The organism is Pseudoalteromonas sp. NH0006-26 (genome assembly GCF_057552415.1).
Window position 1 is genome coordinate 1 of record NZ_BAAJMJ010000003.1, and the last position, 19,685, is coordinate 19,685.

Annotated in this window: 16 protein-coding genes; 12 read left to right on the forward strand and 4 right to left on the reverse strand. The window is 41.4% G+C overall.

The annotated features are described in order from the left end of the window. Positions 1-364 precede the first annotated feature (364 nt). The 4 genes from AC27JR_RS05040 (at position 365) to AC27JR_RS05055 (ending at position 6,417) form a co-directional block, all read left to right on the forward strand. A complete protein-coding gene (locus tag AC27JR_RS05040) occupies positions 365-727 on the forward strand; it encodes a hypothetical protein (RefSeq protein WP_487172959.1) in 363 nt (120 codons plus the stop codon). Next, on the forward strand, positions 727-3,057 hold the full coding sequence (locus AC27JR_RS05045) for a fatty acid cis/trans isomerase (RefSeq protein WP_487172960.1): 2,331 nt from the start codon (positions 727-729) through the stop codon (positions 3,055-3,057). The genes AC27JR_RS05040 and AC27JR_RS05045 overlap by 1 nt, the downstream gene beginning before the upstream one ends. A gap of 116 nt (positions 3,058-3,173) precedes the next feature. After that, positions 3,174-4,898: a response regulator gene (locus tag AC27JR_RS05050; RefSeq protein ID WP_487172961.1), complete on the forward strand. Its 1,725-nt coding sequence runs from the start codon at positions 3,174-3,176 to the stop codon at positions 4,896-4,898. A gap of 67 nt (positions 4,899-4,965) precedes the next feature. After that, a complete protein-coding gene (locus AC27JR_RS05055; protein WP_487172962.1) occupies positions 4,966-6,417 on the forward strand; it encodes an ATP-binding cassette domain-containing protein in 1,452 nt (483 codons plus the stop codon). A 6-nt stretch (positions 6,418-6,423) separates the two neighbouring features. Here AC27JR_RS05055 and AC27JR_RS05060 read toward each other — a convergent pair whose 3' ends face one another. From AC27JR_RS05060 to AC27JR_RS05070, 3 genes are all read right to left on the reverse strand, one after another. After that, positions 6,424-7,302, reverse strand: coding sequence for a TraB/GumN family protein (locus tag AC27JR_RS05060; protein WP_487172963.1), 879 nt, complete (start codon positions 7,300-7,302; stop codon positions 6,424-6,426). Between the two features lie 245 nt (positions 7,303-7,547). Continuing rightward, positions 7,548-7,919 carry a diacylglycerol kinase gene (locus AC27JR_RS05065; protein WP_010390346.1) on the reverse strand — a complete coding sequence of 124 codons (372 nt, stop codon included), beginning with the start codon at positions 7,917-7,919 and terminating at the stop codon, positions 7,548-7,550. Beyond that, complete coding sequence (locus tag AC27JR_RS05070) at positions 7,916-9,589, reverse strand: phosphoethanolamine transferase (protein WP_487172964.1); 1,674 nt, start codon at positions 9,587-9,589, stop codon at positions 7,916-7,918. The genes AC27JR_RS05065 and AC27JR_RS05070 overlap by 4 nt, the downstream gene beginning before the upstream one ends. Before the next feature lie 528 nt (positions 9,590-10,117). Here AC27JR_RS05070 and ilvG point away from each other — a divergent pair. From ilvG to AC27JR_RS05110, 8 genes are all read left to right on the forward strand, one after another. Beyond that, positions 10,118-11,767: an acetolactate synthase 2 catalytic subunit gene (gene ilvG, locus AC27JR_RS05075; protein ID WP_487172965.1), complete on the forward strand. Its 1,650-nt coding sequence runs from the start codon at positions 10,118-10,120 to the stop codon at positions 11,765-11,767. Next, positions 11,764-12,006: an acetolactate synthase 2 small subunit gene (ilvM, locus tag AC27JR_RS05080; protein ID WP_008112745.1), complete on the forward strand. Its 243-nt coding sequence runs from the start codon at positions 11,764-11,766 to the stop codon at positions 12,004-12,006. The genes ilvG and ilvM overlap by 4 nt, the downstream gene beginning before the upstream one ends. 101 nt (positions 12,007-12,107) lie before the next feature. Beyond that, positions 12,108-13,964 (forward strand): dihydroxy-acid dehydratase, encoded by a 1,857-nt coding sequence (gene ilvD, locus AC27JR_RS05085; RefSeq protein WP_487173181.1) that lies wholly within the window; start codon positions 12,108-12,110, stop codon positions 13,962-13,964. Positions 13,965-13,966: 2 nt separating this feature from the next. Continuing rightward, positions 13,967-15,520: a threonine ammonia-lyase, biosynthetic gene (gene ilvA / locus AC27JR_RS05090; protein WP_487172966.1), complete on the forward strand. Its 1,554-nt coding sequence runs from the start codon at positions 13,967-13,969 to the stop codon at positions 15,518-15,520. A 143-nt stretch (positions 15,521-15,663) separates the two neighbouring features. Then, complete coding sequence (locus AC27JR_RS05095) at positions 15,664-16,662, forward strand: ABC transporter substrate-binding protein (protein ID WP_487172967.1); 999 nt, start codon at positions 15,664-15,666, stop codon at positions 16,660-16,662. Between the two features lie 102 nt (positions 16,663-16,764). After that, positions 16,765-17,952 carry a methyltransferase gene (locus AC27JR_RS05100; RefSeq protein WP_076918842.1) on the forward strand — a complete coding sequence of 396 codons (1,188 nt, stop codon included), beginning with the start codon at positions 16,765-16,767 and terminating at the stop codon, positions 17,950-17,952. A gap of 10 nt (positions 17,953-17,962) precedes the next feature. Further along, positions 17,963-18,628, forward strand: a complete 666-nt coding sequence (gene can, locus AC27JR_RS05105; protein WP_008112739.1) for a carbonate dehydratase — start codon at positions 17,963-17,965, stop codon at positions 18,626-18,628. 1 nt (position 18,629) lies between these two features. Then, entirely contained in the window at positions 18,630-19,274 is a 645-nt protein-coding gene (locus tag AC27JR_RS05110) for a Rossmann-fold NAD(P)-binding domain-containing protein (protein WP_487172968.1), read from the forward strand. 48 nt (positions 19,275-19,322) lie between these two features. Here AC27JR_RS05110 and ubiK read toward each other — a convergent pair whose 3' ends face one another. Continuing rightward, positions 19,323-19,586, reverse strand: coding sequence for a ubiquinone biosynthesis accessory factor UbiK (gene ubiK, locus AC27JR_RS05115; protein ID WP_076918844.1), 264 nt, complete (start codon positions 19,584-19,586; stop codon positions 19,323-19,325). Positions 19,587-19,685: the final 99 nt, after the last annotated feature.

The window sequence follows — 19,685 nt, forward strand, 5'->3', positions numbered from 1 at the left end:
ACAATAAAGTACAGGTTTCAGGTGCGAGGTTTCAGGTTTTAGGTAAAGCAGTTAGGTGTTAATTTTAACACTGTCACTTGGGTTGAGTTTTATCGAACCCAGAGGATAAAGCATAAAGTTGGCGCACTTACATCAGGCATCGGTGCTTTGTAGCAACCATCGTTGAGCTTTCAATTGCTGTAATGCTGCAGGTTTCAGTGAGTGAAATTTAGCGTTCCTGTTGTTGTGGTAACGAAGTTTAAAACAGCATTGATACCGCTGCTTAAAAAATAACTAGGCTATTTTAAAGCGTGTTTATCGTTATTTAAGTTGGAACGTTGTTATAATAGGTAATAATTAAATAGTCAGTAGCGCAGAGAGTCCTATGGAACTTGAACAAGATAGCAATTTAACCCTTCCTTTATTTATTCTAGATGAAACACTCAGTACTCGTGACTTAGCGCAGCCTGACTTAGAAATTTCAGTTATTTTAAGCGATGAACTACTGACTCAGCTATGCCAAAACCCCAGTGCTGATAGTAGTATTGGCATAAGCATTACGGAATATGAGTTGAATACTATCAATTCAAGCTTTTCAAGCGTAGAGCAAAGCGAGCATGACGCTCAACTAACGCTTACTCAAGGCCCTCTATTAAGCGCTACAGTGACTACTGCTGATGATCTAACGTTTGTGTCACCTCAAATCGATATGATGCCAACATTCGATTTAGGCGACGAGGCAGAGTAATGAAGAAGGTCATTATAAGTACCTTTGTGCTGATTATTTTAAGTGGCTGTGCCTACTTAGGGAATGCGCATTATAACGAGCTGTTTGGTCCCGAAAAAACACAAGCGCGTATTGTTGACGCTAATAGTGGTGATGGCGCCGAATTTCTTCAGCATGTAAAGCCTGTAATAGATACTCGCTGCGTAGTTTGCCATGGTTGTTATGATGCGCCTTGCCAATTAAAGTTGTCGTCTCCTGAGGGAATAGATAGAGGGCTAAGTAAAGAGCTGGTGTACGATGGTACTCGGTTATTAGCCTCAACGCCGAGCCGATTATTATTTGATGCAACTACCACTGAGCAATGGCGTGATAAAGAGTTTAGCCCGGTATTAAACGAGCGAGCACAAAATGAAGAAGCCAATTTAGCGGGTAGTGTGTTATTTAATACGTTGGTATTAAAGCAAAGTTCACCTTTGCCAGAAGATGAAGTATTAGATGAGCGCTTTGATTTTTCGCTTAGCCGCAACCAAAGTTGTGCGACCATGGGTGAGTTTGATCAATTAGCGGATGAGCAACCGCATGCGGGTATGCCTTATGGTTTACCTGGTGTGTCGGCTGCTGAATTTCAGCACTTACAAAATTGGATTAAAAAAGGCGGGAAAATGGCGCATATTAAGCCGCCATCAGCTACTGAGCTTGCAAAGGTAAAAAACTGGGAAGCATTTTTAAATCAAGATGGTTTGAAGTATCAGTTATCAGCCCGTTATATTTATGAACATTGGTTTTTAGCGCACATCTATTTTAGTGATGCGCAATCACCAAACTTTTTTAAGTTGGTACGCTCAAGCACCCCTCCGGGTGAAGATATTAAGTTAATTAACGCTCGTCGTCCTTATGATAAGCCAAACGTTGAGCGTGTTTATTATCGACTGCTTCACGACCGTTCAACTATTTTGTCAAAAACGCATTTGCCACTTAAGTTAACGGATGAGAAGTTAACACGCTTATATCAGCAGTTCATCGCACCAAAATACACAGTATCTAGTTTACCCAGCTATGAGCCAGCACTTGCCTCAAACCCATTTAAAACTTTTGAAGCATTGCCTATTGATGCTAAATATCAATTTATGCTCGATGAAGCTGAGTTAATTATTATGGGCTTCATTAAAGGGCCTGTTTGCCGTGGTCAAATTGCATTGAACGTAATTAATGACCATTTTTGGGTGGCATTTGCCGATCCTAAAAAAGTGGCAACTCCAGAGGTTGGTAAAATGCTAATGCAACATGAAGACGCATTAGAGTTACCAGCCGCAGAAGAGAGCAATGCGCTACCTATTTCTAACTGGGTAAAATATTCAGTTCGTGAAAAACGTTACTTACAAGCGAAGGTAGAGCTAGCTAATAAAATGTTCAAAAATGGCGAGCACTTAACCACGGATTTATTGTGGAAAGGGGAAGGGCATAACCAAAATGCGGCGCTGACAATTTTTCGTCATTTCGATAGTGCAACAGTTGTAAAAGGGCTTATTGGTCAGCAACCTAAAACAATGTGGGTACTTGACTACGCACTGTTTGAGCGCATTCACTACTTACTGGTGGCAGGCTTTGATGTGTATGGCAATATTGGCCATCAATTAATAACGCGTTTATATATGGATTTTTTACGCTTGGAAGGTGAGCAAAACTTCCTTGCGTTATTACCCGAGTCACAACGCGAAGCTATTAAGCAAAGTTGGTATCGTAAATCACCGCCAAGTCTATCGACCTTTTTCGAAAATAACCGTGAGTTTAGTCAGCCCAGTGGTATTAATTACCAAACTGATAAGCCACAATCAGAGTTATATGGATTAATTAAACAAACGCTTGAGCCGGTATTGAGTCCTCGTTATGACTATAAAAAAGTTCCTGCACCATTAAGTGCAATTAATTCCATGCCTGCTAAAGCTATTAACTTACTCCCGCAGCTATCGTATGTGTTAGTAAAAGAGCAAGATGAGCACAAGGCTTATACGATTATTCATCATAACGCCCATTATAATATTTCAAGCTTATTAAACGAAGACGGCCAGCGTGCTTATGAAGAAGATACCGTGACAATTGTGCCAGGTTTTATTGGTGATTACCCATCAGCAATTTGGTATTTAAATAACCCGCAACAAGTTGCTGCATTTGCAGAGCAGCTACCGCTTATGCAAGTAGAGGCGGATTATCGGGCTTTAAAGTCCAAATTTGCGATTCGTCGAACGCACCCTCAGTTTTGGCAATACAGCGATATATTACATCACGTTGCCCGCCAGTATCGGGGGGTTGAATTTGGTATGTTTGATTATAACCGCTTAGAAAATCGTTAATGATATTGTAAGTAGCCCAGCTTTTTAGTTGGGCTTTTTTATATCTAATAATTAGTGAATTAACTGATTAACTTGCTACAGTTAGACTAAAGTGAAAATAAAAAGCAGCTTGGTTTATGTTTAATATTGTAAAGAGTATTCGCAAGCGTTATCGGTGGGCATTAATTGCTATTGCTTTGCTGATCACCTTATCCGCATTACTCATGCAGTACGTCTTTTCTGTGCAAAAATACGATGCGAAAATTATCAATATAGCAGGTAAGCAACGTATGCTGTCACAAAAAATTGCGTGGCATAGTAATGCGCTAATTAATCAAACAGCTAACAACGAACAGCACCTGAAATCTTTAGCCCACTCACTTGGGCTATTCGAACAAGGACATACTTTTTTACTCACTAAAAATGAGCAAGGTGAGGCGATTTATTTAAATGCTGCTTTAGTTGATTTATATTATGCCGCCCCAAGTAGCTTAGATACCGAGGTATCTAGTTTTATAAAACAAGCAAAAAAATTACTGACCCAACAAGAACAAGCGGATCCGGTGGTGTTTTCTGTAGGTGAGGTTGAAGCATTATTAAAAAAATTAGACACAGCGGTGAGCTTATTTGAGCAGCAAGCGGTGACAAAGGTTAATTGGGTTGCCAATATTGAGCTGTTGTGTTGGTTTTTGACTCTAGCGTTATTGTTTCTAGAGTTAAGGTTTGTGTTTATGCCAATGGAAAGGCAAGTTTTGCAGACCCTGCTTGAGTATCAACAACAAAAAGAATTTGCCGAGCAAGTCAGTCAGAATAAAGAACATTTTATTGCACGCGCCAGTCACGAGTTTAGAACCCCGTTACAGGGATTAATTAGTTCTATAAATGAGTTAAGCATTCCCAGCTCGCAACAACAAATTAAGCGTCAAGCTCAGTACTGTTCAACTCGGTTGCTAGCAATGCTAGATGAACTTCAAGATTTGCAAGCGCTTAGTTTAAATCGCTGGTCGTTAAAGCCAACCTCAGACAATCTACTGACCACCTTGAACAAAGTACTGGCGGTGTATCAATATGGCTGTACTGAGAAAGGGTTAAAGCTAATTACCGAGTTAGCGCCGAGCTTAGATTGCGCGGTGATTGTAGATCACGCACGCCTACAGCAAATTGTTTCTGAACTACTTAATAACGCATTAAAGTTTACTGAGCAAGGAGAGGTCACCGTCATTGCTACGCTCAATAACCATCAGTTAGAGTTAAGCATAAAAGACAGTGGCTGTGGCTTTAGCCACCCGGTTGGTCAGCTCGAATTAGATAACAATCAACAAAGTAACCATTTTCAAGGCCTCAGAACAGGGCTTACCCGCGTGCAATATATTGTTAATGCGCTTGATGGCGACATTCGTTTTGATAATAACCACCCACAAGGCGCCATTGTATTTTTGAGCCTACCATTAGAGATGGACACAAGCGAAACTATGCCAACGCGCTTGCCTGATGATCTTAAGTGTTTAGTGGTTGAAGATAACCCGCTCAACATGTTGGTACTAACAAAGTTATTAAGTTCTTTGAACATACAGGTTGAATCGGCTGAAAATGGCAAAGTCGCTTGTGAAATGGCAGCTGAAAATAGCTATGATGTTATATTTATGGATTTAAATATGCCGGTTATGGATGGCTTTGAAGCCACAAAGCTGCTGCATGAAAAAGACAAAACACGACCCATTATTGTGGTTACCGCAAACACTTCTGATAGTGATATAGCTCGCGCTAAAGCTTGTGGAGCAATAAGTCATATTCATAAACCCATAGATCAGCAAAGTATAATAGCGGCACTAAACGATGCTCTTCTAACAGAGGTTGATTAAATCTCACTTGCCTAATTGTTATTTTGTACGTTAATTTGAATTTTTAAGACTTATTTTGGTAGCTAGTGTGCGCTCAATTTTACTTCAGCAATTTAATGGTTATTTATCCACCGGTGGCAATAATCGGTATTATATTAAGGATTTAACTTGGCAAGTAAAACAGGGGGAACACTGGGTATTGCTTGGCGGCAATGGCGCCGGTAAATCTGCGCTTGGGGCTACGCTTATTGGTGAAGCCAAGCAACAAAGTGGGCAACGCCATAGTACTTTTAATAATCTACAGTTAGTTTCAAGTGATTTACAAAAGCAGTTATTAAGCGCTAATCGCAAAAGTGATAAACCACAAAAAGTAACCGACATACTCTTTTCTGCGCCTGAAATTAATCGCGATTTATGTCAACAGCTAATTACTGCTCTTAATTTTGATGCCTTACTTAATCGTAATTTTACTGATTTATCGACCGGTGAAACACGTAAATTATTATTGATTAAAGCACTGTCTGCTAATAGTGATTTAGTTGTGCTTGATGAACCATTTGATGGCTTAGACACTGAATCGGCTAGGCAGTTAAACCGCCTATTAAAGCAACTGAGTACGCACACTTGCTTTGTGTTTGTACTAAACCGTGTTGATGAAATTCCTGCGTTTGTTGATCACTTTGCTTATGTGAGCAAGGGTCTTTTACAACATAGCTTAGCAAAACCATGTGCAGCAAAACGAGCCGATTTATTTAAGTTACTGCATTTAGAACACACGCCTGTAACTATTCCCAACTCACCCGAACCCGCTTTTATTTCAAATGCAAACGCGCCACTCGTTAAGCTTACTGATGCGCATGTACGTTATAGTGAACAGACTATTTTTGAAAACTTAAACTGGACAATTAAGCAACACCAACATTGGCAACTTACCGGCAAGAATGGCTCAGGAAAAACCTGTTTATTAAATTTAATCACCGGTGATAACCCTCAGTGCTATAACAATGAGATTGAGGTGTTTGGTTTCAAGCGTGGCACAGGAGAGAGTATTTGGGATATAAAACAGCATATTGGTTATATCTCTAATACCTTACATTTACAGTATAGAGTGAGTATTTCGGCGCTCAATACTGTTATCTCTGGGTTTTTCGATAGTATTGGTTTATATCAACAAGCCAGCGAGTTACAAACGCGATTAGCGAAACAGTGGCTGGCATTAATTGGCCTAAGCGATAAAGCAAATTGCGCTTTTACCCAACTATCGTATGGCGATCAGCGCCTATTATTGATTGTACGCGCAATGGTTAAACACCCTGCATTAGTTATTTTAGATGAGCCATGTTTAGGGCTTGATGAGGCAAATCGTCAACGCGTTTTACTGCTGATAGAAAAGGTGTGTGCTGCAAAAACGAGTACCGTTATTTATGTAAATCATCATGCAGCAGATACCATTAAAGGGATTGAGCACACCTTAAAAATGGAAGATTTTAAACCAACTTACTATGAACAGCATACGGCTCATAGTGAGTCGATTATATAAGCTTGTTTATAACTGAGTCACCGTGAATCCTTGGTCGCGCAGTTGTTTAATTAAGCCATGTTGCTCAACTAAATGCAGAGCACCTACAGCTATAAAAATATTGCCTTGTTCAAGTTTTGGGGTGAGCTGAGTGACCCAATTATTATTACGCTCAATTAGCATCACTTGTTCGCTTTGTTGGCCGTATTGGCTGTTATCAAAACTGGTGTGGTAGTAGCTGGTTAGGGTTTTCATATCGCCCTGTTTCCATGCATTTACTAGGGAAATAAAGTAGGTATTAATATCACTGAGTTGTTCAAAGGTTTCTGCCATCATAGCGTTGCTTAATGACTCTAACCCATTAAACATTTGTAGTTGCTGCTCTATAGTTTCAAGCTCAGCAATTTTTATATTATGCTGTTGGGCATAATCTAATACCTGCTTATCAATACCATTTTTATCTGAATAACCTGCGTTTTGAAACTCAATTTGCATCATGGTTAACATCACAGCCCAAGGTTTAAAGCTGTTGAACATGGTAATATCAATCGACTTTTTAGCAAAGTAGTCTTTCAGGAGCTGATAATTTTCTGTCGACAGCTCACTCTGTAGTGTGCGCCCGTTATTAAGTAGCATATATGGCATAGAGCGTTGCTGCATTTGTAAAGGTGATAGCTTACTAATATCCACTTCAACAACCACTTGCTTACTATTATCCAGTGCGTAAGTCACTTTTTGTGGTAGCCCTTTCATGCTGGCATCACCTACATGCACGGTGCCAAATAAATACGAACTAGCGCCTTGTTTTTCTATTTTGAATAGAGCGGGAGCTGCATAGCCATTGACACTAAATGCTAAAAAAACGAACGCTATCAATAAATGACTGATACGCAATGACACTTTCATAAAAAATCCTAGCCATGTTTAAGTTGTTTTATAAATACTAACTTAGTTTACTATATAGGTAACGTAAAAATGCCAGATTAAAAGCGCTATTGATACCAATTATTGCTGTAGGCCATGTTGCCAAAATTAGTCAAAGCGCGTTCACTTTGTTATGAACTCAAGGCGATTCGTGAAAAGCTTCATAGACTGAGAAAAAACACCACCATGACCTACAGTAGCACTAATGCTTTTTTTACTTCGGCTAATTAAGCCCATAAAACAGACCACCAAAGCAGAACGGTGATGAGCATGGCGATAAAGACACTGGCAGAAGCGATGTCTTTAGCTAGGCCTGATAGTTCATGATATTCGCTACCGATGCGATCAACCACCACTTCGACTGCGGTATTGACCAACTCAGCAAATAACACAAACAATAAGCTGGCAATCAATATTAATTTGCTACTTAAAGTAATTTCTTGCAAGCAGGCAAATACGCCTAGCAAACTAAATAAAACCAACTCTTGCTGAAAAGCAGCCTCAAATCGGCTCATCCATTTTAGGCCATTAAATGTATGGCTTAAGGTAAAAATTAGCCGCATTAGGCCTTGGCGTTTTATAACGGTTTTATTATTCATATTTTAGTTTCGCTATGGTTAATCGTTTGACATGACGCGAGTAAATCTTCAGAGGTTTGGTAGGTTTTACTCGCAACACCGGTTAAGTTTAAAAGGGTATGAAAAATAGCATCGTGTGATTGCGCTAAAGTGCTATTTAAATTGTTGAGACACTTGGCTGTAATGCGCTGATTATGCTCATCAGCCCAGATGTAAAGAGGCACATGGGTTTGAGCTGTTGGTGCAAATGCATAGGGAAAGCCATGTAAGTACGCACCATTTTCACCGAGCGACTCGCCATGGTCCGACACATACAGTAATTGCTTATCAATATTGGCCGGTAGTGCCTTTAACTGTTCAATAACTTGAGCGTTGATAAAATCACTATAAGCAATTGTATTGTCGTAGGTGTTAACCAGTTCTTCTGCGTTACAGTTTTGAATATCGCTGCGGTCGCAGGTTGGACTAAACTGTTTAAATTTTTCAGGGTAGCGCTTAAAGTAAGTAGGGCCATGTGAACCCATCATATGCAGCACTATAAGCGTATTAGCCTGACTCAAGTTAGCAAGCTTGTGCTTTAGTGGGGCTAGCAACGCTTCATCAAAACAGTATTTACCATCACATAGTCCGGATGCTTTGGTATCAATATTAATGGTAGGTACGCGCGAGCAGACGTTTTTACAGCCACTGTTATTATCAACCCATAAGACATCTGCGCCTGCTTGCTGTATCAAATCAATCACGTTTTGCTGATTATCACTGTCTAAACGAGAAAAATTGGCATGAGTTTGCAGTGAAAACATACACGGTACTGACACTGCCGTGGCCGTGCCACACGACGATACATTATCGAAATAAGTGACATTATGTTTTTGTGTGTATTGGTTGGTATTGCGCTCATAGCCTTGGTAGGAAAAGTTTTCAGCTCGTGCGGTTTCACCTACTACTATGACAGTAACTCGTGTTGTACTTGGCGATGCTAAAGTTGGTGTGGTATCAATATTTTTAAATTTAATATCGCTGTAAAGCAGCTGATCACGTGCATATTTATAGCCACTTGAGAGGTATTGAAATGGAATGATTTCTTTTTTCAATATACGGTTATTTCGACCTGTTGCCGCGTAATCGGCGTAAAAATTTACTATCACTAAAGCAATCAATGCAGCGCATGCCAGTAGCAATTTAATGCGACTGAGTATTTCTTTGTGTGGACGGGCACAGTTTACGTTTATCCGACTCAAAACAAAGACAGGTAAAGCGCCAAAAAGCAGTAAAAAGCCAATAAGTTGCAAGTTTAAATAGCTTAACGCTTCACTAGAGTCTGTCTCTGCTGCGTTTTGTATCATTGAATAATCAAATACTACACCATAGTTTAACGAACCATAGAGCGCGGCACTTGAGAGCATAAGTAGCAAATAGTTGATTGGTTTTAATAACCCGCGAACAGACACCAAAGAAAAAAATATAATTAACAAGCACACAAGTAGTAGCGGCACAGAGAATAGAAATAACCACGAAAATGTGTGCAGCGAAGTAATAGCGCTAAACGCACCATGCATAAATGGAATATTAATGATTAAGCCGTAATAGCATGCCATTAAAATAACAAATGCATTAGCGCTGCAGTTAAAGTAAAAGCGCTTTTTGGTGTTTGCTTGCGATTGCTTACTGAGTTTGAAAATTGAATTCATAACACATCTCTTTTTAGTGAACGTTGTTATGCTAGGACGTCACACTTAAGAAACGCTTAAGAAGTCAATTTATTTTATTTTATGAGCTATAAAATACAGCGGTTTGCTAAAAATTAATCAAACTATAATTCACCATTATAAGAATAGTGAATTTCCTTAACTGAAATGAAGGGATAAAAAATTCACTTGAATGTTATAAATTGGATTTTAAAACCTAAGTTGGCGTGTTTTTATAATTATTTTGGATTGAATTTGGTGTTGACTTAGTGCCCTGAGCGCGGTACTAATATAAAAAGACAGCGAAACACGTGTTTCGTAATTACAGAATATTAAATGGTATTAAATTTTATGCTTAACAACGCACTAAACCTAGTCCTGATTATTATCGTGGTGATTATTCCCGCGAGGGCTTCGTAGTGCTTTAAAAAACTAAGCATTGAAAAGCCCTCCGCACTTAACCGTCCGGGGGGCTTTTTAGTTTTAAGATTAAATTTTAACGGGTTGTCACACAGGAATGAGGATTTACTAATGACAGGCGCAGAACTAACAATTGATTTACTCGCCAAACACGGCGTAGATGAAGTATTTGGCTACCCAGGTGGTGCTATTATGCCCATTTACGATGCGCTGTATGGTGCGCCTGTAAAACATTACCTCACTCGCCATGAACAAGGCGCAGGATTTGCTGCGGTGGGCTATGCACGCAGTACTGGCCGTTTAGGTGTATGTTTAGCAACATCTGGTCCGGGGGCTACTAACTTAATTACCGCGTTGGCTGATGCCATGATGGACTCAGTGCCTTTACTTGCCATCACCGGACAAGTACCGACAGCGGCGATTGGCTCTGATGCCTTTCAAGAAATAGACGTGTTGGGTATGTCGCTTTCATGTACTAAACACAGTTATATGGTTGAGCGAGCAGAAGATTTAGCCGAAATATTACAAGAGGCGATGCATTTAGCGCAAAGCGGTCGACCAGGCCCTGTTTTGGTTGATATCCCCAAAGACATTCAAATGGCGCAGGTGCCTTTTAAACCTTGGTTAGCGGCAGATGAATACTTGCCCCAACTAGATTTAAATCAAGTCGCTATTGCCAACCAATTACTCAGTGAAGCAAAACAGCCTGTTGCTTATGTTGGTGGCGGGGTCCATGCTGCTGGAGCACAAGCGCAGTTAATGCAGTTTTTAAATAAAACGCAAATGCCTGCGGTTTCAACCCTTAAAGCATTAGGCAGTGTGTTACCTGATTACGAATATGATTTAGGTATGTTAGGCATGCATGGCGGTCAAGCAGCTAATTTAGCGGTGCAAGAATGTGATGTATTAGTGTGTATTGGCGCACGCTTTGATGACCGTGTAACGGGCAATTTAGCTAAGTTTGCTGCAAAAGCAAAAGTGATTCATTTAGACATAGATGCAGCCGAGGTAGGAAAACGTAAACCCGCAAAAGCGTCATTAATTGCTGATTTAAAAACTTCTCTCCCTGCACTTGAGTGCGTGGTTACACCAAAAGCGTGGTGCGATCATAGTAAACAAATGAAGGTCAAACACGCGTGGCGCTACGACTACCCTGGTGAAAAAGTATTTGCTCCTTACTTACTTAATCAACTTAGCCAGCGTATGCCAAGCACTAGTGTGGTGTGTTGTGATGTAGGCCAGCACCAAATGTGGGTAGCTCAGCACATGAAGTTTAGCCACCCTTGCAACCATTTGAGCAGTGGTGGTGCAGGCACTATGGGGTTTGGTTTACCTGCCGCCATAGGCGCACAAATCGCGCGTAAAGATGACTTTGTGATCACCGTTTCAGGTGATGGTTCAATCATGATGAACATTCAAGAGCTTGCCACTATTCGCCGTAATAATTTACCAGTAAAAATACTGATACTTGATAACCAGCGCTTAGGTATGGTGCGCCAATGGCAGGAGCTATTTTTTGAAGGGCGTTACAGCGAAACTAACCTGTCAGACAACCCTGACTTTGTACAACTTGCTGCTGTGTTTGGCATTCCTGGGCAAACAATTACCCATGCCAACCAAGTGGATGATGCAATCACTGCTTTATTAAATAGCGATGGACCTTATATTGTTCATGCTTGTATCGATGATAAAGAAAACGTATGGCCACTTGTTCCACCTGGGGCTGCTAACGATGAAATGATGACGGAGAAAGCACAATGAAACACAACTTAACTATTGCCTTAAAAAGTCAAAGTGTCGCAATCGAGCGCTTTTTACGTGTCGTGCGTCATCGTGGTTTTGATTTAACTCACTTACAGCTCAATATGGACGATGGTCAATATAATATGGCGATGACGGTTGATAGTGATAAACCAATTTACTTGCTTACCAGCCAGTTAAATAAATTGGTTGATGTGAAACACGTGACGCTACAAAGCTTACAGCAACAGGCTGTATAAAATAAATTTAACGAATTTTACGAGTAACTGACTATTTGGTTATTCATCAATTTTTAGAATGAGGAATGCCCGCATTAATTGCGGCAAACACTGAGGTAACTATGGCTAAATTAAGAAGTGCAACCACCACTGAAGGGCGTAAACGCGCAGGCGCAAGAGCATTATGGCGTGCAACAGGCATGACAGATACCGACTTTGGTAAGCCAATTATTGCTGTTGTGAACTCATTTACGCAATTTGTACCGGGGCATGTGCATCTTAATCAGCTTAGTGAACTGATGGCTGAAACCATTACTCAAGCCGGTGGTGTACCAAAAGAGTTTAATACCATTGCTATCGATGATGGCATCGCCATGGGACACGGCGGTATGCTTTATTCACTGCCATCACGTGATTTAATTGCCGACTCGGTAGAGTACATGGTGAACGGCCATTGTGCCGATGCGATGATTTGTATTTCTAACTGCGACAAAATCACCCCTGGAATGATGTTAGCGGCGCTGCGTTTAAATATTCCGGTTATTTTTGTATCGGGCGGCCCAATGGAAGCAGGTAAAACCAAATTAGCGAATATCGATATTAAGCTCGATTTGGTTGATGCTATGGTTAAAGGCGCTGATGAATCGGTAAGTGATGCCGACTCTGAGCAAGTTGAGCGATCTGCATGCCCTACCTGTGGGTCGTGTTCAGGGATGTTTACCGCCAATTCTATGAACTGTTTATTAGAAGCAATTGGCCTTGCGCTGCCTGGTAACGGGACCACGCTTGCGACCCATAAAGACCGCAAACAACTGTATGTTGAAGCAGGCGCCCGTATTGTTGATTTATGCCGTGAGTATTATCAAAAAGATAACCAAGACGTACTGCCTCGTGCCATTGCTAATAAAACCGCATTTATGAACTCTATGGTGGTTGATATTGCTATGGGCGGTTCATCAAATACGGTATTGCATTTACTCGCAGCGGCACAAGAAGCCGGCGTTGATTTTGATATGTCACACATTGATGAACTTTCACGTAAAACCCCGTTTTTATGTAAAGTTGCTCCAGCTACAGCGCAATACCACATTGAAGACGTACACCGTGCTGGTGGCATGATGGCGATAGTTCGCGAGCTTGGAAAAGCAGGACTGGTTGATTTATCGGTTAACCATGTTGCTGGTATGACAATGGGTGAACTGGTTAAAAAGTGGGATGCAACCGATCCGAATAACGAAGCCGCGCAAAAGTTTTACCGTGCTGGCCCCGCTGGTATTCGTACCACCAAAGCAATGAGCCAAGATTGCCGTTGGGATGAAGGTGACAACGACCGTGAAAACGGCTGTATCCGCAGTGTTGAACATGCATTTCGTCAAGATGGCGGCCTGGCGGTACTTGCCGGTAACTTAGCGGTTGATGGCTGTATTGTTAAAAGTGCGGGGGTTGTTGATGAAATGCTGCACTTTGAAGGTACTGCGGTTGTGTATGAGTCACAAGATGATTCTGTAGAAGGGATTTTAAATGGCGAGGTAAAAGCCGGCGATGTGGTGGTTATTCGCTACGAAGGGCCTAAAGGCGGCCCTGGTATGCAAGAAATGCTATACCCAACTAGCTATTTAAAATCAAAAGGTTTGGCAGAGCAGTGTGCATTAATTACTGATGGGCGTTTTTCAGGTGGCACGTCGGGTTTATCGATTGGCCATGTATCGCCAGAAGCTGCCAGCGGTGGCGCAATTGCTTATGTTGAAAACGGCGATAAAATTATCATCGATATTGCCACTCGAGAAATAACGCTGGCGCTAAACGATGAAGAGCTTGAAGCTCGCAAGCAAAAACAACTGGCTCGTGGTAAACAAGCGTATAAACCGCTTAATCGTGATCGTTATGTATCATCTGCGCTTAAAGCGTATGCGCTACTTGCAACTAGTGCCGATAAAGGCGCAGTTCGCGATTTAGCCAAACTGGAGGAGCTTAGCTAGGTATGGTTTCTCAAGAACTCGATTATTTTCGCGCGATTATCCAAGCCAATATGGAGCCTTTAGCCAAGGTGACTGAGGTAAGTGAAATGGCCGAATTGAGTGCACGATTAGGTAATCATGTTTGGTTAAAACGTGAAGACCAGCAACCCGTGTACTCGTTTAAATTACGCGGTGCTTTTAATAAATTAAATAAGCTGCCTAAAGGCTCGGTTGTGATCACCGCATCCGCAGGTAACCATGCCCAGGGTGTGGCACTAAGTGCCTCACACTTAGGGCACAAAGCCACCATTGTGATGCCCGTGACCACACCTGAAATAAAGGTTAATGCGGTAAGGGCATTGGGTGGTGAAGTCGTATTGCATGGCCATCAATTTGATGCCGCAAAGGCGTATGCGCTGGAATTAACTGAGCAGCGAAACGGCGTATTTGTACCGCCATTTGATGACCCTGATGTGATTGTTGGTCAAGGTACGGTTGCCCGAGAATTAATGCAACAGCTCAACGATTTAGATGTGGTATTTATTCCTGTTGGCGGCGGCGGATTGCTGGCAGGTATGGCGGTATACATTAAGTCGCTGCGCCCCGATATCAAAGTGATAGGGGTTGAGGCGAATGAAAGCGCCTGCTTAAAAGCTGCTTTAGCAGCAGGCGAGCCGGTAGAGCTAGATCGCGTTGGCAGTTTTGCCGATGGTGTTGCCGTTAAAATAATTGGTAGCGAAACATTCAGACTGGCACAAAAGTTTTGTGATGAAGTAGTTACCGTATCAGACGATGAAATATGTGCAGCCATGCAAGATATTTTTGTATCAACCCGTGCTATAGCTGAGCCTTCAGGAGCGCTTGCAACTGCAGGGCTTAAAAAATGGTCTCAGCACTCGGGTTTAAAGGGGTTAAATTTAGCCGCTATTTTATCAGGGGCTAATTTAAACTTTGATCGCTTACGTTATGTGGCTGAGCGCACTGCGCTGGGTGAGAAAAACGAAGCTTTATTAGCCGTGACCATTGATGAAAAGCGCGGTAGTTTTAAGCAGTTTTGTGCATCTTTAGGTGGGCGTGCCATTACTGAGTTTAACTATCGTTATGCGGGGCCTGGCGAGGCACAAATTTTTGTTGGTATTGCACTGCGCCAAGGGTTAGCAGAACTTGAGGAGCTTAAACAAAGTCTAACAGATAACAAGTATACCTTTTGCGATTTGTCAGATAACGAATTAGCAAAGCTACATGTACGCTATATGGTTGGTGGTAAAGCCCCAGAGCAGTTACATGAACGCTTACTGCGGTTTGAGTTTCCTGAGTACCCTGGCGCATTAGCGCGCTTTTTAGATACGCTGGGTAGTAACTGGAATATTACTTTATTTCACTATCGTAATCATGGCGGGTCAACGGGTAATGTATTGGCAGGTTTTGCGATTGAACCAAGCCAGTATGAGATGTTTAATGAGCACTTAAATCGGCTCGGTTACAGTGTTCAAGATGAAACTCACAACCCTTGTTTTACTCAGTTTTTAACTACCCAACCTCAAGCAGAAAAACTTGAAAAGCTCGCGCTAGCATAATTTATTCAAAGCAGGCATCTCATCTAGATGCTTGCTTTATTAGCTGTTTTACATATAGTTATAATTAATTATCATGTTTATGGAAGTCTTCTTTGCTACTTAAAGGAATAATAATTAGCACCTGCTTTTTTTGTAGCCACTTAATGGCGCAGGAATCAGTGACGCTACAGCTAAAGTGGACACACCAATTTCAATTTGCTGGCTATTATATGGCCAAACAAAAAGGCTTTTATAATGAGGTCGGTTTAGACGTCAATATAGTTCCTGCCGATCCAAAACGGCCAAACAGTTTTGGTGCGGTAGAGCGAGGAGAGGCGCAATTTGGTGTAGCGCATTCAGGTATATTAGAGCGACGTATTGCCGGTGAACCCTTTGTTGCCATGGCTGCTATATTACAGTTTTCTCCTTACTGTTGGATGGTAAAAGAAACTTCAGATATTTTTCATGCCCGTGATTTTATTAACAAGCGTGTAAGTGAAGTCAGCAAAGAGAGTAATTCTGAGTTACTAACTATGCTTAAGCGCAGTGGTATTGATACCGAAAAACTGGCTGTTTACAAAGGCGATGAATTACAACAAGCATGGATGGAAAATAAACTAGATGCCATAGAAGTGTATGTTACCGACTTACCTTATCATATGGACCAGCAAGGGGTTGCTCATCGACTTATATGTCCACAACGTTATGGCATGGATGTATACGCGGATATTTTATTTACCAGCGACAATATGATTAAGTACCATCCCGATACGGTAGAAAAGTTTTATCAAGCGAGTTTAAAAGGGTGGCGCTACGCGGTAATGAATATGGATGAAGCCATTGCTATTACCCAGCAGTTTTATGCGCCTGATCGCAGCTTCCATCAACTGGCATATGAGGCAGAGGTACTGAAAGACTATATTGCTCCACCGAGTACTAATGTGGGTAATATGTCGATGGCCAAATGGCGTTTAATTGCTGATTTATATGAGGTTGATCAAACAAAGTTTGATGAAGTAAAAGCTGATTTTATTTATAAATATAAAAAGCAAGAAACGCTGCAGCTTTCTTGGATGCTGATTGCGGCTATTATAATAAGCATTATTTCTATCCCCCTCTATTTACGTTTAATACTTAAATCGGCTAAACAAAAGCGGGTATAAGGTTAAGCAACTCCCTTGCTCTGTGAGGGTAAAAAAATAACCGCTTAAATAGGCGCTATTGTGCTGGTATAATTAATTGTCTTTTTTATATCCTAAGCTGTTATGACCTTAACTGAGCAATTTTCTGCCCTCGACTCGTTGCTAATGAATACTCGCTCGTATTGGCAATGCACTGCGTTTGATTTTGACGTCTTACCTTGGCCTGAATTACATGCACCCTTAAGCGCTTTATCTGACCAGGCAGTTGCCGAGTTAGACTCTGATCAAGAGCAGCTTTATCAGTTTTTTTCATCTTATATTCCCGCTGTTGAGCAACTTAGCCGATTAGTGTCATTACCTGCCATTCCCAACAGTCGAAAGGAATACCCGTTTTGGATCAGTAATGGTATTAAAGGTCGAAAGTTTACTCAGTTACAAGACTTTGTTGGCGCATTACCCGCTAGTAGCCAGCCTGTATTGGAGTGGTGTGCAGGTAAAGGCCATTTAGGACGAATGTTAGCTTTTAATGGTGCGCAAAGTGTCCACAGCGTTGAGCTACAATCTCATTTGTGTGAACAAGGGCAAAAAAGTGCTCAGCAGCAGGGACTGGCAATGCAATTTAGCCAAGCCGATGTCCTCAAAGATAATACTCAGGATTTTTTCAACCCACACACCCATGCCGTCGCTTTACATGCCTGCGGCGCGTTACACCAAACTTTTATGCATCAAGCTAGTGCGGCAAAAGTACCACAAATTAGCTTTTCACCTTGTTGCTATCATTTATTTACTGATAATAATTACCAAGTGATGAGCGAGTACGCTCAGCAAAGCAGGCTTAATTTAACCCACAGAGATTTAAAGCTCGCCCTGCAAGAAACGGTTACAGCTCCTTCGCGAGTAGGTAAAGTGCGAAAAACAGAAGTGGAGTGGCGACTTGGATTTGATGCCTTAAGAAAGTCACTTACTGGTGAGTCAGTGTATGTCAGCGTTCCTTCAGTAAATAAAGCGATATTTTCAGATTCGTTTGCAGCGTTTTGTAACTGGGCAGCTGATAAAAAAGCTTTAAAGCTACCAAAAGATATTGATTACAATAAGTTTTTATTGATTGGGCAGGCGCGAAAAAAAGTAACAGAGCGAGTTGAACTGGTTCGACATGTGTTTAGAAGAGCAATAGAAGTTTGGCTTGTGCTCGATCGTGCTTTATATTTGCAGCAGCAAGGCTATGACGTCAGTGTTAATACATTTTGTGAGAAGCAATTAACACCCCGTAATATTTTAATTTTAGCCAGTTTAAAAACGCCCTCGACCTAAAAGAGATGTAATGAGAAATTTAAATAACTTACTAGAAAATAATAAACGCTGGGCATCAAGAACGAGCGAAGCGAACCCTGAATTTTTTAAAATTTTATCGATGCAACAAAACCCAGAATACTTATGGATTGGTTGCTCTGACTCACGGGTGCCAGCTAATCAAATTGTTGATTTACTGCCGGGTGAGCTGTTTGTGCACCGTAATGTTGCCAACGTAGTCGTTCACACCGATCATAATTGTTTATCGGTTATGCAGTACGCGGTCGAAGTATTAAAAGTAAAGCATATTATGGTAGTTGGCCACTACGGTTGCGGTGGCGTGCAAGCGGTACTAAATGAGGACCGCTTTGGCTTTATTGATAACTGGCTTCGCCACGTTGGTGATGTAAAAGAAAAACACCTAGAGCAACTTAATGCTCTGCCAGAAAAACAACGCCTGGATCGTTTAATAGAACTCAATGTGATTGAGCAAGTGCGTAACGTATCACGAACCAGCATTGTTCAAGATGCATGGTTAAGAGGCCAGGAACTCACGGTGCATGGTTGGGTATATGGCTTAGAAAATGGTCATTTGCATGACTTAGAATCGGTAGTTAGTTGTGCCGAAGAAGAGTGTGAAAGCTATAAAAAAGCAGTACACCATGTACTAAATAAATCTGCGGACAGTCACCTTTAATATGGCTAAAACGGCGCTAATAATCGGCAGTACCGGCTTAGTTGGCAGCCAGTTATTACAGCAGCTGTTAGCATCTTCTAGCTATTCGCAGGTAGTGAGTTTATCGCGCCGCCAATTAGACTTTTCCCACCCTAAATTAATTAGCCATGTTATTGATTTTGAAAGTTTGACGCATTATGTTGAATTGTTCAAAGGTGACGTGTTCTTTTCTTGCTTAGGGACCACATTAAAGCAAGCGGGTAGTGTGGCTGCACAACGTAAAGTTGATTTTGAATACCAATTTATTTGCGCGCAAATGGCGGCCAATAACGCTGTTCCGCATTATTGTTTGGTATCGTCAAGTGGCGCAAATGCGCATAGTATGAGCCGTTACCTAAAAATAAAAGGGGAGCTTGAGCAGCAGGTAAAGCAGCTTGGCTTTGCACGCTTGAGTATTTTGCAACCGTCTTTATTAGTCGGCGAGCGTTCAGAGCTTAGAATTGCAGAAAAGCTCGGTGAGGTGGTACTTCCACTGCTGACGCGTTTTGGCATCCTCAAACGGTATAGACCCATTACCGGTGAGCAAGTAGCTAATAAATTGCTGAGGGTAAGCATAGAGCAGCAACAAGCAACGGGTTACTATGTGCTGGACGAGCTATTTGAATAACTGAGTGATTAGCGCCATAAAGCAGGTTCGTCTATGGCGTTATATTTATTATTCTACGTCTGTTTTTGCTGATAATTGCTGTTCAAGTATCGCTACTTTTGCTTCTAATTCAGTTAGCTTTTCACGGGTGCGGATCAGCACTTGGCTTTGAATATCAAACTCTTCACGGCTTACAAAGTCCATTTCGGCAAGCTTATTTTGTAACACTTGCTTGGTTTTACCTTCAAGTGTGTCAGCCAGGTTTTTTACGCCTTGTGGCATGTTATTAGTGATCTGTTTCGCAATTTCTTCAAGTTTTGCTGGGTTAATCATAGTCGTCCCTTGCCTGTTGCCTAAAATGATAATAACTAATATTACCTTATTGGCTAGGCGTATTGTAGTGATTACGTTAAAATTGCCCGTCTTTTTGCA

Bases quoted from the DNA above. Each gene is read 5' to 3' on its own strand.
- AC27JR_RS05050 (WP_487172961.1), top strand. From the start codon at position 3,174: ATGTTTAATATTGTAAAGAGTATTCGCAAGCGTTATCGGTGGGCATTA.
- AC27JR_RS05065 (WP_010390346.1), bottom strand. From the start codon at position 7,919: ATGAATAATAAAACCGTTATAAAACGCCAAGGCCTAATGCGGCTAATT.
- ubiK (WP_076918844.1), bottom strand. From the start codon at position 19,586: ATGATTAACCCAGCAAAACTTGAAGAAATTGCGAAACAGATCACTAAT.
- AC27JR_RS05040 (WP_487172959.1), top strand. From the start codon at position 365: ATGGAACTTGAACAAGATAGCAATTTAACCCTTCCTTTATTTATTCTA.
- AC27JR_RS05070 (WP_487172964.1), bottom strand. From the start codon at position 9,589: ATGAATTCAATTTTCAAACTCAGTAAGCAATCGCAAGCAAACACCAAA.
- can (WP_008112739.1), top strand. From the start codon at position 17,963: ATGAGAAATTTAAATAACTTACTAGAAAATAATAAACGCTGGGCATCA.
- AC27JR_RS05095 (WP_487172967.1), top strand. From the start codon at position 15,664: ATGGCGCAGGAATCAGTGACGCTACAGCTAAAGTGGACACACCAATTT.
- AC27JR_RS05045 (WP_487172960.1), top strand. From the start codon at position 727: ATGAAGAAGGTCATTATAAGTACCTTTGTGCTGATTATTTTAAGTGGC.
- AC27JR_RS05110 (WP_487172968.1), top strand. From the start codon at position 18,630: ATGGCTAAAACGGCGCTAATAATCGGCAGTACCGGCTTAGTTGGCAGC.
- AC27JR_RS05060 (WP_487172963.1), bottom strand. From the start codon at position 7,302: ATGAAAGTGTCATTGCGTATCAGTCATTTATTGATAGCGTTCGTTTTT.
- ilvM (WP_008112745.1), top strand. From the start codon at position 11,764: ATGAAACACAACTTAACTATTGCCTTAAAAAGTCAAAGTGTCGCAATC.
- ilvD (WP_487173181.1), top strand. From the start codon at position 12,108: ATGGCTAAATTAAGAAGTGCAACCACCACTGAAGGGCGTAAACGCGCA.
- ilvG (WP_487172965.1), top strand. From the start codon at position 10,118: ATGACAGGCGCAGAACTAACAATTGATTTACTCGCCAAACACGGCGTA.
- ilvA (WP_487172966.1), top strand. From the start codon at position 13,967: ATGGTTTCTCAAGAACTCGATTATTTTCGCGCGATTATCCAAGCCAAT.
- AC27JR_RS05100 (WP_076918842.1), top strand. From the start codon at position 16,765: ATGACCTTAACTGAGCAATTTTCTGCCCTCGACTCGTTGCTAATGAAT.